At 62.2% G+C, this 13,391-nt stretch carries 10 protein-coding genes; 7 read left to right on the top strand and 3 right to left on the bottom strand.

Annotated elements, in window-relative coordinates:
- Position 1 precedes the first annotated feature (1 nt).
- The 5 genes from livM to F2P47_RS02140 all read left to right on the top strand — a co-directional run bounded on the left by livM (position 2) and on the right by F2P47_RS02140 (position 4,401).
- Positions 2–1,300: a high-affinity branched-chain amino acid ABC transporter permease LivM gene (gene livM / locus F2P47_RS02160; RefSeq protein WP_152214523.1), complete on the top strand. Its 1,299-nt coding sequence runs from the start codon at positions 2–4 to the stop codon at positions 1,298–1,300.
- On the top strand, positions 1,297–2,133 hold the full coding sequence (locus F2P47_RS02155; RefSeq protein ID WP_422561011.1) for an ABC transporter ATP-binding protein: 837 nt from the start codon (positions 1,297–1,299) through the stop codon (positions 2,131–2,133). The genes livM and F2P47_RS02155 overlap by 4 nt, the downstream gene beginning before the upstream one ends.
- Entirely contained in the window at positions 2,133–2,864 is a 732-nt protein-coding gene (locus tag F2P47_RS02150) for an ABC transporter ATP-binding protein (RefSeq protein ID WP_152214522.1), read from the top strand. Before F2P47_RS02155 ends, F2P47_RS02150 begins: the two co-directional genes overlap by 1 nt.
- A complete protein-coding gene (locus tag F2P47_RS02145; protein WP_152214521.1) occupies positions 2,861–3,226 on the top strand; it encodes a DUF6867 family protein in 366 nt (121 codons plus the stop codon). Before F2P47_RS02150 ends, F2P47_RS02145 begins: the two co-directional genes overlap by 4 nt.
- 71 nt (positions 3,227–3,297) lie before the next feature.
- Positions 3,298–4,401: a branched-chain amino acid ABC transporter substrate-binding protein gene (locus F2P47_RS02140; RefSeq protein ID WP_152214520.1), complete on the top strand. Its 1,104-nt coding sequence runs from the start codon at positions 3,298–3,300 to the stop codon at positions 4,399–4,401.
- A gap of 49 nt (positions 4,402–4,450) precedes the next feature.
- Here F2P47_RS02140 and F2P47_RS02135 read toward each other — a convergent pair whose 3' ends face one another.
- Positions 4,451–5,131: a lysoplasmalogenase gene (locus F2P47_RS02135; RefSeq protein WP_185680898.1), complete on the bottom strand. Its 681-nt coding sequence runs from the start codon at positions 5,129–5,131 to the stop codon at positions 4,451–4,453.
- A 38-nt stretch (positions 5,132–5,169) separates the two neighbouring features.
- On the bottom strand, positions 5,170–6,393 hold the full coding sequence (locus F2P47_RS02130) for a TIGR03862 family flavoprotein (RefSeq protein ID WP_281349268.1): 1,224 nt from the start codon (positions 6,391–6,393) through the stop codon (positions 5,170–5,172).
- Between the two features lie 100 nt (positions 6,394–6,493).
- Between F2P47_RS02130 and F2P47_RS02125 the strand changes: the two genes are divergently transcribed.
- Both F2P47_RS02125 and F2P47_RS02120 read left to right on the top strand, forming a co-directional pair.
- Positions 6,494–9,775 (top strand): carboxyl transferase domain-containing protein, encoded by a 3,282-nt coding sequence (locus F2P47_RS02125; protein WP_152214517.1) that lies wholly within the window; start codon positions 6,494–6,496, stop codon positions 9,773–9,775.
- 751 nt (positions 9,776–10,526) lie between these two features.
- Entirely contained in the window at positions 10,527–12,887 is a 2,361-nt protein-coding gene (locus F2P47_RS02120; protein WP_152214516.1) for an efflux RND transporter permease subunit, read from the top strand.
- A gap of 77 nt (positions 12,888–12,964) precedes the next feature.
- Here F2P47_RS02120 and F2P47_RS02115 read toward each other — a convergent pair whose 3' ends face one another.
- Entirely contained in the window at positions 12,965–13,348 is a 384-nt protein-coding gene (locus tag F2P47_RS02115; RefSeq protein WP_246176700.1) for a nuclear transport factor 2 family protein, read from the bottom strand.
- Positions 13,349–13,391 lie beyond the last annotated feature (43 nt).

Here is a 13,391-nt window from a genome sequence, read left to right as displayed (position 1 = left end):
AATGGAAGGCGCCGTATCGAAAACTTCCATTGTCGCGCTGCTGCGCGATGCGGGTGCAGCCGCCATCGTCGCCGCGCTTCTTGCCTTTCCGCTGCTTGGTTTCCGTCTCGTCGATTCCGCTCAAGGCCTCTCTCTCGATACACGGCTCATCTGGGTCGTCTATGCGGCGGGCATCGTTTTTGCCGGGCGGTTTCTCTTCTCCCTTGCAAGGCTCTCTTATGCGGCGCGTCCGCGGAGGGTTGCAAAACCCAAGGTCGTCGTACCGGGTCGTTCGCGTTATCTCGCGGGCATCGCGCTCATCGCGGGCGCGCTTCTGCTGCCTTGGCTTCCCTTTGCCGATCGCAACATCATCGACAAGGCGACGCTTATTCTCATCTATGTAATGCTTGGATGGGGCCTCAACATCGTGGTTGGCCTCGCAGGCCTTCTCGATCTCGGCTATGTCGCCTTCTATGCAGTTGGTGCCTATTCCTATGCGCTGCTATCGCAGCATTTCGGACTGTCCTTCTGGATCTGCCTTCCGCTTGCGGGGCTCTTCGCCGCTTCCTTCGGCGTCGCGCTCGGCTTTCCGGTTCTCAGGCTTCGCGGCGACTATCTCGCTATCGTGACACTCGGCTTTGGCGAAATCGTGCGCGAGGTGCTCATCAACTGGGGCGCAGTGACGGGCGGACCCAATGGCATTTCCGGCATCGAGCGCCCGTCATTCTTTGGATTGCCGATGGTTCCGTCATCGCCCGATGGCGCCACGACCTTCGCGCAGTTCTTCGGCCTCGCATTCTCGCCTAACCATCGCATCATCTTTCTCTACTATCTGATCCTAGCCCTGGCGCTCGCGACCAATCTCTTCACGCTGCGCATCAGGCGGCTCCCCATCGGACGCGCCTGGGAGGCCTTGCGCGAAGATGAGATCGCCTGCCGCAGTCTCGGCCTCAATCCGACTATGGTGAAGCTCTCTGCCTTCGCCATCGGCGCGACCTTTGCCGGATTTGCGGGTTCTTTCTTTGCCACGCGGCAGGGTTTCATCAGCCCCGAAAGCTTCACCTTCATCGAGTCGGCGATCATTCTCGCCATCGTCGTTCTGGGCGGGATGGGAAGCCAGATCGGCATCGTGCTTGCGGCGTTCCTCCTCGTCGGCCTGCCGGAATGGTTCCGTGATCTCGAACAGTTCCGTATGCTCGCCTTTGGCGCTGCCATGGTGCTCATCATGCTGTGGCGTCCGCAGGGACTTCTCTCGCATCGCGAGCCGACGCTGCGGCTTGGCGAGGTGAGGCCGCGTCCTGTGAAGGAGGCAGGTGCATGATGGCCGCTCCGGTCCTTGCCGTTGAACATCTGACCATCCGCTTCGGCGGCCTCGTCGCCGTCGACGATCTGTCCTTCGAGGCCGCGCCCGGCGACATCACGGCGCTGATCGGGCCGAACGGTGCGGGCAAGACGACCGTCTTCAATTGCATTACGGGTTTCTACAAACCGAATGTCGGGCGCATGACCTTCCGGCGCGATACGGGTGAAGCCTTCCTGCTCGAACGCATGGACGGATTCCGTATCGCGCAGGCAGGTGTCGTACGCACATTCCAGAACATCCGCCTCTTCCCCGGCATGAGCGCCATCGAAAACCTGATGGTTGCGCAGCATGTGCCGCTGATGCGCGCCTCGCTCTACTCCGTGGCGGGATTCCTGCATCTGCGTCGCTATCTCGACGCGGAGAAGCAGGCGATTGAGCGCGCGCGTTACTGGCTCGACAAGACCGATCTTCTGGCGCAGGCCGATCTACCCGCCGGCAGCCTTCCTTACGGTGCGCAACGGCGCCTCGAAATCGCCCGAGCTATGTGCGCCGGTCCGTCACTTCTCTGCCTCGACGAGCCGGCGGCAGGCCTTAATCCGCGCGAAAGTCTCGCCCTCAATGAGCTTCTGCTTTCGATCCGGCAGGAACACGGCATCAGCATTCTTCTGATCGAGCACGACATGAGTGTCGTGATGCAAATTTCCGATCGTATCATTGTGCTCGAACAGGGCCGCAAGATCTCGCAAGGCACACCCGACGAGGTTCGCAGCGATCCCGAAGTTATCCGCGCCTATCTCGGCGTGGAGGACGACGAAGCTGCGGTCGCCGTCCTCCAGGGGGTACGTAGCTGATGCTTGAGATCGGAGGACTTCATTCCGGCTATGGGCGCATCGAGGCGTTGCACGGCATCGACCTGTCCGTGCCGAAGGGCGAGATCGTGTCGCTCATTGGCGCGAACGGTGCGGGCAAGACGACCTTGCTGATGACGATCTGCGGGCGTCCGCAGGCGAGCTCTGGCCAGATTCTTTTCGAAGGGCACGACATCGCCGGCCTCAAGACGCATGAGATCGCGGCGCTCGGCATCGCGCATTCGCCGGAGGGGCGGCGCATTTTTCCGCGCATGAGCGTGCTGGAAAATCTGCAGATGGGCGCGATGATCGCGGACCCAAAATATTTCAGCGGCGACCTGGAACATGTGCTGACGCTCTTCCCGCGGTTGAAGGAGCGCATGCCGCAGCGCGGCGGCACGTTGTCGGGCGGCGAGCAACAGATGCTCGCCATCGCGCGGGCTCTGATGAGCAGGCCGAAGCTTCTCCTTCTCGACGAGCCATCGCTCGGCCTTGCGCCGCTTGTCACGAAGCAGCTGTTTGAAAATATCCGTGCGATCAATCGCGAGCAGGGCATGACCATTCTGCTGGTCGAGCAGAACGCCTTTCAGGCGCTGAAGCTCGCGCATCGGGCTCATATCATGGTCAATGGCCGCATCGAATTGAGCGGCACCGGCGCGGAGCTTCTCGACAATCCGGCCGTCCGCGCCGCCTATCTCGAAGGCGCGCGGCCCAAGACCGAGGTCGCGCCATGACGATCGAAAACTTCGTCCTCGTTTTCGGCACGACGCCTTTGGTGTCGCTGGGAATCACACTCGTGCTGATCGGCGGCTGCGCCCTGATGATGGGCAGGGCGCTGGCGCTCAACTGGCGGCCCGGCTGGCAGATGCTGCCCTATTCGCTGCTGCTCGCCATCGCGGACCGCTTTCTCGTCTTCGCGCTCTTTCAGGGCGAGCTGCTTTCGCTGACGGGTTATATGGCCGACTTCGCTGTGCTGCTCTGCGTCGCGGGATTCGCGTTTCAGGTCGTGAGGGCGCGCCAGATGGTCCGGCAATATCCCTGGGCCTATGAGCGCGCGGGGCTTCTCGGCTGGCGGGATCGGTCTTCCGGGAAATAGAACTTGCGCAATAGACACTGTTATTTCGGTCGCGGGCCGGTATCCTTGCGGTCAGCAACGGGGGATTTGACATGACACGATACATTGTGGCGCTTGCAGCCATTCTGTCGCTAGGGCTCTTTGCCTGCTCCAAGAAAGAGTCCGGCATCACGATCGGCGTCGCCGGTCCGGTCAGCGGCAGCGAGGCCGTTTTCGGCGAACAGTTCGTCCACGGCGCGCAGCGTGCCGTTGCAGACATCAACGCCAGGGGCGGTGTGCTCGGCAAGAAGCTCAATCTGGTGATCGGCGACGATGCCTGCGATCCGAAGCAGGCGGTCAGCGTCGCCAACGACATGGCGTCCAAGGGTGTGGTTTTCGTCGCAGGGCATTATTGCTCTGGCTCGTCGATCCCGGCATCCGACGTCTACAATGAATCTGGCATCGTCCAGATTTCTCCCGCCTCTACCAATCCCGAGTTCACCGAGCGCGGCCTTCCCAATGTGTTCCGGGTTTGCGGGCGCGACGATGCGCAGGGACCGACGGCGGCGGCTTATGTGGCGGCGCATTTTGCGGGCAAGAAGATCGCCGTCGTCGACGACAAGTCGACCTATGGCAAGGGTCTTGCCGACCAGTTCAAGAAATCGCTGAACGCCAAGGGTGTTACAGAGGTTTTGCGCGAGTCGATCTCGGCCGGCGAGAAGGATTACAGTCCGCTCGTCTCCAAGCTGAAGCAGGCGCAGGCCGACGTGCTTTATTTCGGTGGCTACAAGACCGAGGGCGGCCTCATTACGCGCCAGATGCGCGAGCAGGGGCTGAAGACCATTCTCGTCAGTGGTGATGCGCTGGTAACGGATGAGTATTGGTCGATCACGGGCGCGGCGGGCGAAGGCACGCTGATGACCTTCGGTCCAGATCCGCGCCTCGATCCGAAGAATGCCGAACTCGTCGCGGCCTTCCGGGCCGACAAGTACGAACCCGAAGCCTATACGCTCTACACCTATGCCGCGGTTCAGGCCTGGGCGCAGGCTGCGGAGAAGGTGGGCTCGACCGATGCGGCAAAGGTCGAAGCAGCGCTCAAGTCGAACAAGTTTGACACGGTACTCGGCAAGATCGGCTTCGACGCCAAGGGCGACATGGATGCGCCGGGCTATGTCTTCTATGTCTGGAAGAACGGCAAATATGCCTATGCCGAGTAACAGGCTCTGATCCGACGGCGGGTGACGAGATGTCACCCGCCGGTTTCATTCAGCGCAGGGCTGCAAGCAGGCTGAGCGCGATGAGCGCCTGTCCCGCGTAGTAGGTGATCCAGACGATCGGGCCCCGGAAGGGGACGGGATAGCGGAACTTGCTGATCGCGATCACCGCATCGGAAAATACGAAGAGTAACGCCCCGATACCGAGCCAGGGCAGCGGCACCGAAAAGGCCGCAATCGCCATGGCGGAAATCACCGCCATGTAGAGCAAGACTGGTACGCGCAACTTGCCGAGCACCGGCCAGAGCCATGCGAGGGTTCCAACGGAAAGCAGAGCTAGCAGCGTGATGCCTGCGAGATAGGGGCCTCGCGGCGTGATTGCGTGTGGCACAAGCACGATCAGATAGAAGATATGGGCGAGGAGGAAGGAGCCGAGCCCGCGCGGAAAATTCTTGTCGTCGTCTTCAAGGGCAAGGAAATAGTCGCCGAAACTCGACAGCAGGAAGGCGGCAGCGAGCGCGACGAGAGTGAGATTCGCCATGTTGCCGCCAAGATCGAGCAGCGGCAGCGGTACGAAGGCGCCAATGGCGGCGGTCTTGAATGTCGTGCGCAGCGTTGAGGCGGGCTGGCTCTCCACCGCGAGATAGGCAAGCGACGTGAGCAGCGAGATACCTGCAAGCGCCCATCTGAGCGTATCGAGCCCGTCGCCGAGTGTCAGAGCCGCGTTGAGCATTGGTTCCCCCCCCATTTATGCGGGGGGATGATAGCGGATCAGTCCTGCTGCTCAAACCAGGCCCGCGCCCCGAGCCCTGCGGCACGGCCCGTGGCGAAGCAGGCGGTGAGAAGATAGCCGCCGGTCGGTGCTTCCCAGTCGAGCATTTCGCCAGCGCAGAAAATGCCGGGAAATTTCCTCAGCATGAAATGCTCGTCAAGCTCGGAGAGGAGGATGCCGCCCGCGCTTGAGATCGCCTCGGCGATGGGTCGTGCGGCTTCGAGCTTCAGAGGTAGCGCCTTGATGCCTTGCGCGAGTATCGCGGGATCGGAGAAGGCGTCAGCGGGAAGGCATTCGCGCAGCAGGGCCGCTTTCACGCCTTCAATGGCGACGGTCTTGCGAAGGAAGTTCGCCATGCTCTGGCCTTTGCGTGGGCGCAAGAGGTCGGCGGTCAGGCGTTCGAGGCTGCGGTCGGGCGCGAGGTCGAGCGTCAATGATGCGCCCCCTTTCATTGCCAGCGCGTCCCGGAGAGCGGAGGACAACGCGTAGATGCCGCTTCCTTCAATTCCGCTCTTGGCGATTACGAATTCGCCGCGATGGCTCTCGCCCTCGAAAGACAGGACGACGGATTTCACCGGCGCGCCCGCAAAGCGCGTTCGCATGTGTTCGCTCCACGCGACGTCGAAACCGCAATTCGCCGGCCGGAACGGCGCGACGCCGATGCCCCGCGCCTCAAGCCACGAGGTCCAGCGCGCATCGGACCCGAGATCGGGCCAGCTCGCGCCGCCAAGAGCAAGCACCGTCGCATCCGCCTCGACTTCGATATGTCCCGATGGCGTGTCGAAGAGCAGGGCGCCGCCTTTTGTCCAGCCCAGCCAGCGATGGCGCACATGGGTGACGAGGCCCTCGCCCCGCAGGCGCTTCAGCCAGGCGCGCAGCAACGGCGCCGCCTTGAAGTCTTTCGGAAAGACGCGGCCCGACGAGCCGATGAAGGTTTCGACGCCGAGCGACGATGCCCAATCGCGCAACGCCTGCGGATCGAGGGCGCGGATCGCGGGGGCTAGCAGCGGCGAGGCGGGGCCGAAACGGGTGAGGAAGGGTTCGAGCGCTTCGGAATGGGTGAGGTTGAGGCCGCTTTTCCCGGCCATCAGGAATTTGCGCCCGAGCGAGGGCATGGCGTCGAAGAGGTGAACCTCAATGCTCGCGGGCAGCAGCGCTTCAGCGGCCATCAGGCCCGCAGGGCCGCCGCCGATGATTGCAACTTTAGGTGTGTTCTTCGTCAATCTTCGTCCTATCCGCCCTTCGGGGGCTGGTGCGCGGGCTTTGCTGCGGTAACCTGTGCCCAACAGAAACTCGCCATACAAGAAATCCCCAGGGAGCCCTATGACTATCACCCATCTCCTGATCGCCAATAGAGGCGAAATCGCCATCCGTATCGCGCGCGCTGCCGCCGAGCTTGGGCTCAGGACCACAGCGGTCCATTCTGCCGACGATGCGCTATCGCTGCATGTGAAGGCGGCGGACGAGGCCGTTGCGCTGAAAGGGGAGGGCGCTGCCGCCTATCTCGACATTGCGGGTATCGTCGCGGCGGCCAAGGCTGCGAAATGCGACGCCATCCATCCGGGCTATGGGTTCCTCTCCGAGAATGCCGATTTCGCGCGGGCCTGCGCCGAGGCGGGCATTATTTTCGTAGGGCCGAACCCGGAAGCGCTCGAACTCTTCGGCGACAAGATCAAGGCGAAGGCTCTGGCGCTTGCCTCGGGCGTGCCGTTGCTCGCAGGAACGCAGGGGGCGACGAGCCTCGATGACGCGCGCGCCTTCTTCAAGGCGCATGGGCCAATGATGATCAAGGCTATCGCTGGCGGTGGCGGGCGCGGCATGCGGCCCGTGAGGGGCGAAGCGGAGATCGACGAGGCCTATAAGCGCTGCCAGTCGGAAGCGAAGGCTGCCTTCGGCAATGGCGATGTCTATGTCGAGAAGCTGATCGAGAAGGCGCGGCATGTCGAAGTGCAGATCGTGGCCGATAGCGCGGGCGGCGTCGCCCATCTCTTCGAGCGCGAATGCTCGATCCAACGCCGCAACCAGAAGATTGTCGAGATCGCGCCGAGCCCTTCCTTGAGCGAGGAGTTGCGCGACGAGCTTTGCGCGGCGGCTGTGATGCTCGCGCGGGCGGCGGCATATGACAATCTCGGCACCTTCGAATTCCTTGTCGATGCCGCTGACATGAAGACGTTCGCCTTCATCGAAGCCAATCCGAGGCTGCAGGTCGAGCACACAGTGACCGAAGAAGTGACGGGCGTCGACCTCGTGCAGACGCAGCTGAAGATCGCCTCGGGCAAGACGCTGAGGGAACTTGGCCTCACGCAAGGAGAGGTGCCTTATCCGCGCGGCCACGCGATCCAGCTTCGCATCAACATGGAAACGATGGACGAGAGTGGCAACGCCAAGCCTGCGGGCGGCATCATCTCCGTGTTCGAGCCGCCATCCGGCCCCGGCATCCGCGTCGATACGTTTGGCTATGCGGGTTATCGCACCAGCCCCAATTTTGACTCGCTGCTGGCAAAACTCATCGTTCATGTGCCCTCGGTCGATTATCGCGATGCGGTGCGCCGTGCGGCCCGCGCCCTCAGTGAGTTTCGCCTCGAAGGCGTCTCGACCAATATTTCCTTCCTTCGCGCGCTCGTCGCGCATCCGGCCTTTGCCACCAATGACGTGACCACGCGCTTCGTCGAGGAGCATGTGGCGGAGCTAGTGAAGTCGGTTGTGGCGCGAGAGCGCTATTTTGCGGGAGGCGCAACGCAGGGCGTTGCCGCGGCGACGGCGATCAAGGGGCCCGAGGGCAGCGAACCCGTCGGCGCGCCGATGCAGGGCAAGGTCGTCAGCATCGACGTAAAGGAAGGCGACAAGGTCCATGCGGGGCAGCAGATCGCTGTGCTCGAGGCAATGAAGATGGAGCATCTCGTCCATGCGGCGGGAAGCGGCATCGTGCGCCTCGTCGCGGCGGCGGCGGGCGAAGTGCTTTTCGACGGTCAGCCCATCGTCTTCATCGAGCCGGGCGATGTCGGCGCAGCGACGGTGAGCGAGGAGAAGGAAGTCGATCTCGACTACATCCGCCCCGATCTTACGTCTGTCCGCGAGCGGCATTTCATCGGCCTCGACGAAGGACGCCCCGATGCGGTGGCGCGGCGCCGCAAGACGAACCAGCGCACGGCGCGCGAGAACATTGCCGATCTCTGCGACGAGGGAAGCTTCATCGAATATGGCTCGCTGGCGCTTGCGGCGCAGCGCCGTCGTCGTCCTATGGACGAACTCATCAAGATGAGCCCGGCGGACGGCATGATCGCGGGCATCGGCGCGGTCAACGGCGCAATGTTCGACGAGGACAAGGCGCGCACCATGGTCCTCTCATATGACTACACGGTCTTCGCGGGCACGCAGGGCGCGATGAACCACAAGAAGAAGGACCGCATGTTCAAGATCGCCGAGCAGTGGCGGCTTCCCATCGTCTTCTTCACCGAAGGCGGTGGCGGTCGGCCCGGCGACACGGATTCTATGGGCGTCGCGGGCCTTGATACGCCGAGCTTCCTCGCCTATGCGCAGCTCTCCGGCCTCGTTCCGCGCGTCGGCATCAATTCGGGCCGCTGTTTTGCGGGCAATGCGGCGATCCTCGGTACCTCCGATGTCATCATCGCAACGAAGAACTCCGCCATCGGCATGGGTGGACCGGCGATGATCGAGGGTGGCGGGCTCGGCGTCTTCCTGCCTGATGAGGTGGGGCCGGTCGAGGTGCAGGCGCCGAACGGCGTCATCGACGTTCTGGTCGAGGATGAGGCCGAGGCGGTGGCTGCCGCGAAGAAATATCTCTCCTATTTCCAGGGGCCGGTCGCGCAATGGGATTGCGCCGACCAGCGCAAGCTGCGGCACCTGATCCCTGAGAACCGCCTGCGCATCTACGACATCCGGGCCGTGATCGATGCACTTTGCGACACAGGCTCGGTGCTGGAACTTCGCCGCGATTTTGCTCATGGCATGGTGACGGCGCTGGTCCGCATCGAGGGCCGTCCCATGGGCCTCATCGCCAACAACCCGACGCATCTTGCAGGCGCCATAGATGCCGATGGCGCCGATAAGGCCGCGCGCTTCATGCAGCTTTGCGATGCCTTCGGCCTGCCGATCCTCTCACTCTGCGATACGCCGGGCTTCATGGTCGGGCCGGAGGCCGAAAAGACGGCGCTGGTCCGCCGCGTCAGCCGCATGTTCGTGACGGCGGGCAGCCTCAACGTCCCCATCTTTACCATCGTGCTGCGCAAGGGCTACGGGCTCGGTGCGCAGGCCATGGCCGGCGGCAGCTTCCACGCGCCCTTCTTTATCGTCTCCTGGCCGACCGGCGAATTTGGCGGCATGGGTCTCGAAGGCGCGGTCAGGCTCGGCTATCGCAAGGAAATGGAGGCGATCAAGGATCCGGTCGAGCAGAAGGAGTTCTTCGACAAGATGGTCGCTCGCTCCTACGAGCACGGAAAGGCGGTCAACATGGCTTCCTTCCTCGAGATCGACGAGGTGATCGATCCCTTCGAGACCCGGCGCTGGATCGCCCGGGGCCTCGCTTCGCTGCCGAAGCTCGCGCCCACCGAAGGCAAGCGCCGCTCTTTCATTGATACCTGGTGAGTGTGGCGAGCTGTTGCCGCATTGCCACATGCCGCGCGGGGACATTCGAGTCCCCGTTAAGCACAATGAATTGTGGCAAAGTCACGCGGCTTGGTCATAATCGCCTGCCGTATCAATCCGGTCGCGGCGAGTATTCGTGAGGGGCGTCGAGTGGGGTTCTCGCAAACAAGCGTCAATAGCAGCGCCGCAATCGCGCAGGCGCCCGGCGCGTCTGCGCGTTCCAGCTGGCTTGCAACGCTCATTTTGCTGGTTTTCGCGCTTTGTCTCGCCTCGTTCGGTCATGCCGCGCCCGTGGCAGCCGAGGCCGTCAAAGGCCAACGCTTCCTGAACAGCCGTTTGGCGTTTGAAACACCCGCCCGGCTGGCTGCCTATGCCAAAGTGACCAATCGCGGGCCCCGTCAGCGGATTCTGGCACCGAAGTTCGAGGCACCCTCGGCTCTGGCGTCGATGTCCCCTGACCAGGGGGGAACCGTTTTGAGCGCGGTCCAGCCCCGGGTGAGGAAGGGTGCCGTTTCGGTAGGCCAGGCTGGGCTGTCCGCCCGTGCGCCGCCAACTAATGGCATTTTATAACCATCTATCTCAATTCGAAGGATAACCTTGTGGCCTCCCGCTCTGGACGGGTATAGAGGGGGCGGCCGAAAAGGCCTTCGGTAAAAGATCAATAAGTTTAAGAAGAGCAAAAGCTCCAAAATTCAGAGAATCCCGATGCAGTCCGTCGCGTGGAGGCTGCACGTCCCTAGGGGAGGTTACCTTGCAGCGTATCGAAAATATCGTGTTCGGCTTGCGTGCCGTGATCCTCGCGATCCTGGCCGCCATCACGATAACTATGCTTTTCTTCGCCGTGCAGCTTCGTATGGATGCCGGCTTCCTGAAGATGCTCCCGGTCGGGAATTCCTTCATTCAGACCTACTTCCAGTATGCGGACGGGTTTGGCGGCGGCAATCGCATCATCGTTGTGCTTGAGAACAAGAAGGGCGACATCTTCCAGCCCGAGTTTCTGAAGACGCTGAACGATGCGACGCAGGACGTCTTCTATATCCCCGGTATCGCGCGTCACCGCGTGACCTCGCTCTGGACGCCGAACACGCGCTACGTCGCCGTGACCGAGCAGGGCCTTGAAGCTGGCGACGTTATTCCGGCGAACTTCCAGCCGACGCCGGAAGGCATCAAGACGGTGATGCAGAACACGCTGCGCGCCAATCTTGTCGGCCGTCTCGTCTCCACCGATTTCCGCTCGGCCATGATCGCGGCCGAACTGCTCGAGGTCGATCCCGAGACGCAGAAGAAGCTCGACTACTTCAAGGTAGCGAACCTTCTCGAAAAGAATATCCGCGATAAATATGTGAATGCCGATACCGACGTGAAGATCGTCGGCTTCGCCAAGCTCATCGGTGACATCGCCGCCGGAGCCTCGTCGGTTGTCATTTTCTTCGCAGTCGCCTTCATTCTTACCTGCCTCATGCTGTGGCTCTATTGCCGGTCGTGGATCCTGACGATCGTGACGGTGAGTTGCTCGCTCTGCTCGCTCATCTGGCAATTCGGTACGCTGCACCTCATGGGCTACGGCCTCGACCCGCTGGCCGTGCTCGTGCCGTTCCTCGTCTTCGCCATCGGCGTCAGCCACGGCGTGCAGCAGATCAACATGGTGGGTGCTGAAATCGCCGCCGGCCTCGACAAGAACGCGGCCGCGCGCGCGACGTTCACCTTCCTGCTGCGTCCGGGCTCGGTCGCTCTCGCGACCTGTCTCGCGGGCTTTGCGACGCTCTACATCATTCCAATCGGCATGATCCGCGAACTCGCGGTCACGGCCTCCATTGGTGTGATGTTCAAGATCGTCTCGAACCTCATCATGCTGCCGCTCATCGTCTCCTATGTCGCACCCGGCCAGGAGTACGGCGAAAAGGTGCGCAGCGCGATGGCAAGCCGTGCCAGGTTCTGGCCGTTCCTCGCGTCCATCGCGAAGCCGACCCAGGCCTTCGTCTTCATTGGCTTCTGCGTGATTCTCGGCGCTGTCGGCTTCTACGAAGGCCGTGATCGTCAGATCGGCGACGTCCATGCGGGCGCCGGCGAGCTTTGGCCGAACGCGCGCTACAACCTCGATAGCGAGTACATCGCGGAGCACTTCAAGCTCGGCGTCAACGTGATGAACGTGATCGTCGAGTCGAAGGATGTGGCTTGCGTCGACTACAGCAAGATGCACTTCCTCGACACCTTCAGCTGGGACATGCGTAATGTCGACGGCGTGCAGACGGTGGTGAGCCTTCCGATTGTCGCCAAGAACATCAACAGCATGTGGCAGGAGGGTAACCCGAAATGGGCTGCGCTCCCGCGCGATCCGACGGCTCTCGCCCAGGCGACGTCGAGCGTTTCGAGCTCGACCATGCTCGTCGACACGGAATGCAAGACACTGGGCGTCCAGATCTACATCGCCGATACCAAGGCCGAAACGGTGAAGCGTGTTGTCGGTGCCGCTGAGGCCTGGATCAATGATCCCAAGCACCAGCGCGACGATCTGAAGCTCCGCATCGGCACCGGCAACGTCACCATCACTTCGGCGACGAACACCGTGGTCGAGCATGCCGAACTTCCGATGCTCCTCTACGTCTATGCGGTGGTCATGATCCTCGTGATCTTCGTCTACCGCGAATGGCGCGGTGCGCTCTGCTGCGTGCTGCCGCTGATCCTGTCGACGATCATCGGTAACTGGTTCCTGATGGCGGCCGGCATCGGTCTCAAGATCTCGACCCTTCCGGTGCTCGCGATCGCCGTCGGTATCGGCGTCGATTACGGCATCTACGAGTACAACCGTATCCAGCGTTACATGCGTATGGGCGTCTCGCCATACCACGCCTATCTCCAGGCGCTGAATGACGTGGGTTCGGCGACGATGTTCACCGGCGGCACGCTCGCCATCGGCGTCTCGACCTGGAGCTTCTCCGCTCTGAAGTTCCAGGCCGACATGGGCCTGCTCCTCACCTTCATGTTCATCGTCAACATGATCGGTGCGGTGACGCTCCTGCCGGCGCTGGTCGCGGCGCTCGAATATATCTGGCCGCTGAAGCGCAAGCCGCTCACGGAAGAGGAAGCGCGCGCGATTCGTCACGCGCACTGATCTCCAGCCAAGCAAAAGAGAAGGGCGGCTTCCGCGAGGGAGCCGCCCTTTTTCTTTGCCGGAAGCTTTTTGCGGGATCAGTTGTGAGAATAGAAGAACCGCTCCTCGGCGATCTTTCCGTCCTTCAGCGTGTAAAGGCCGGTCTCGTCCATCTTCATGCGAGCGCCCGTTTCCTTCACCGTCAGGTCGACCGTGAAGCGGACGATGAACTGATTGCCGTTCACATAGGGGCCATCGATGTCCATCCGGTGGACGTCATGCGCGCCCTCCCACCACTCGCCCTTCTTGTGCAGCGCTTCCTTGCCCCGCGCAGGAGGCATGCTGCCGGAAGGCTCGATGCTCAGTACGTCATCGGCCCAGTATCGTTCGCCCGCTTCATCCGCCTTGCCTGCCTTGTAAAGGGTGACGAAATCTTCGGCGATGGTCTTCGTGCTCTCCTGAATATTCACATTCATGTCCATGGGGTTCTCTCCTCTTCGGTCGTACCGGAAGTTCCCCCGAGCC

It is taken from the genome of Parvibaculum sedimenti (assembly GCF_009184905.1).
Classification (GTDB): domain Bacteria; phylum Pseudomonadota; class Alphaproteobacteria; order Parvibaculales; family Parvibaculaceae; genus Parvibaculum; species Parvibaculum sedimenti.
The sequence above is the reverse complement of the archived record's forward strand: the minus strand, read 5'-3'. Positions and strand labels throughout refer to the sequence as shown.

Excerpts from the sequence above, each read along its gene's own strand:
- livM (WP_152214523.1), top strand. The coding sequence starts at position 2 with ATGGAAGGCGCCGTATCGAAAACTTCCATTGTCGCGCTGCTGCGCGAT.
- F2P47_RS02155 (WP_422561011.1), top strand. The coding sequence starts at position 1,297 with ATGATGGCCGCTCCGGTCCTTGCCGTTGAACATCTGACCATCCGCTTC.
- F2P47_RS02150 (WP_152214522.1), top strand. The coding sequence starts at position 2,133 with ATGCTTGAGATCGGAGGACTTCATTCCGGCTATGGGCGCATCGAGGCG.
- F2P47_RS02145 (WP_152214521.1), top strand. The coding sequence starts at position 2,861 with ATGACGATCGAAAACTTCGTCCTCGTTTTCGGCACGACGCCTTTGGTG.
- F2P47_RS02140 (WP_152214520.1), top strand. The coding sequence starts at position 3,298 with ATGACACGATACATTGTGGCGCTTGCAGCCATTCTGTCGCTAGGGCTC.
- F2P47_RS02135 (WP_185680898.1), bottom strand. The coding sequence starts at position 5,131 with ATGCTCAACGCGGCTCTGACACTCGGCGACGGGCTCGATACGCTCAGA.
- F2P47_RS02125 (WP_152214517.1), top strand. The coding sequence starts at position 6,494 with ATGACTATCACCCATCTCCTGATCGCCAATAGAGGCGAAATCGCCATC.
- F2P47_RS02115 (WP_246176700.1), bottom strand. The coding sequence starts at position 13,348 with ATGGACATGAATGTGAATATTCAGGAGAGCACGAAGACCATCGCCGAA.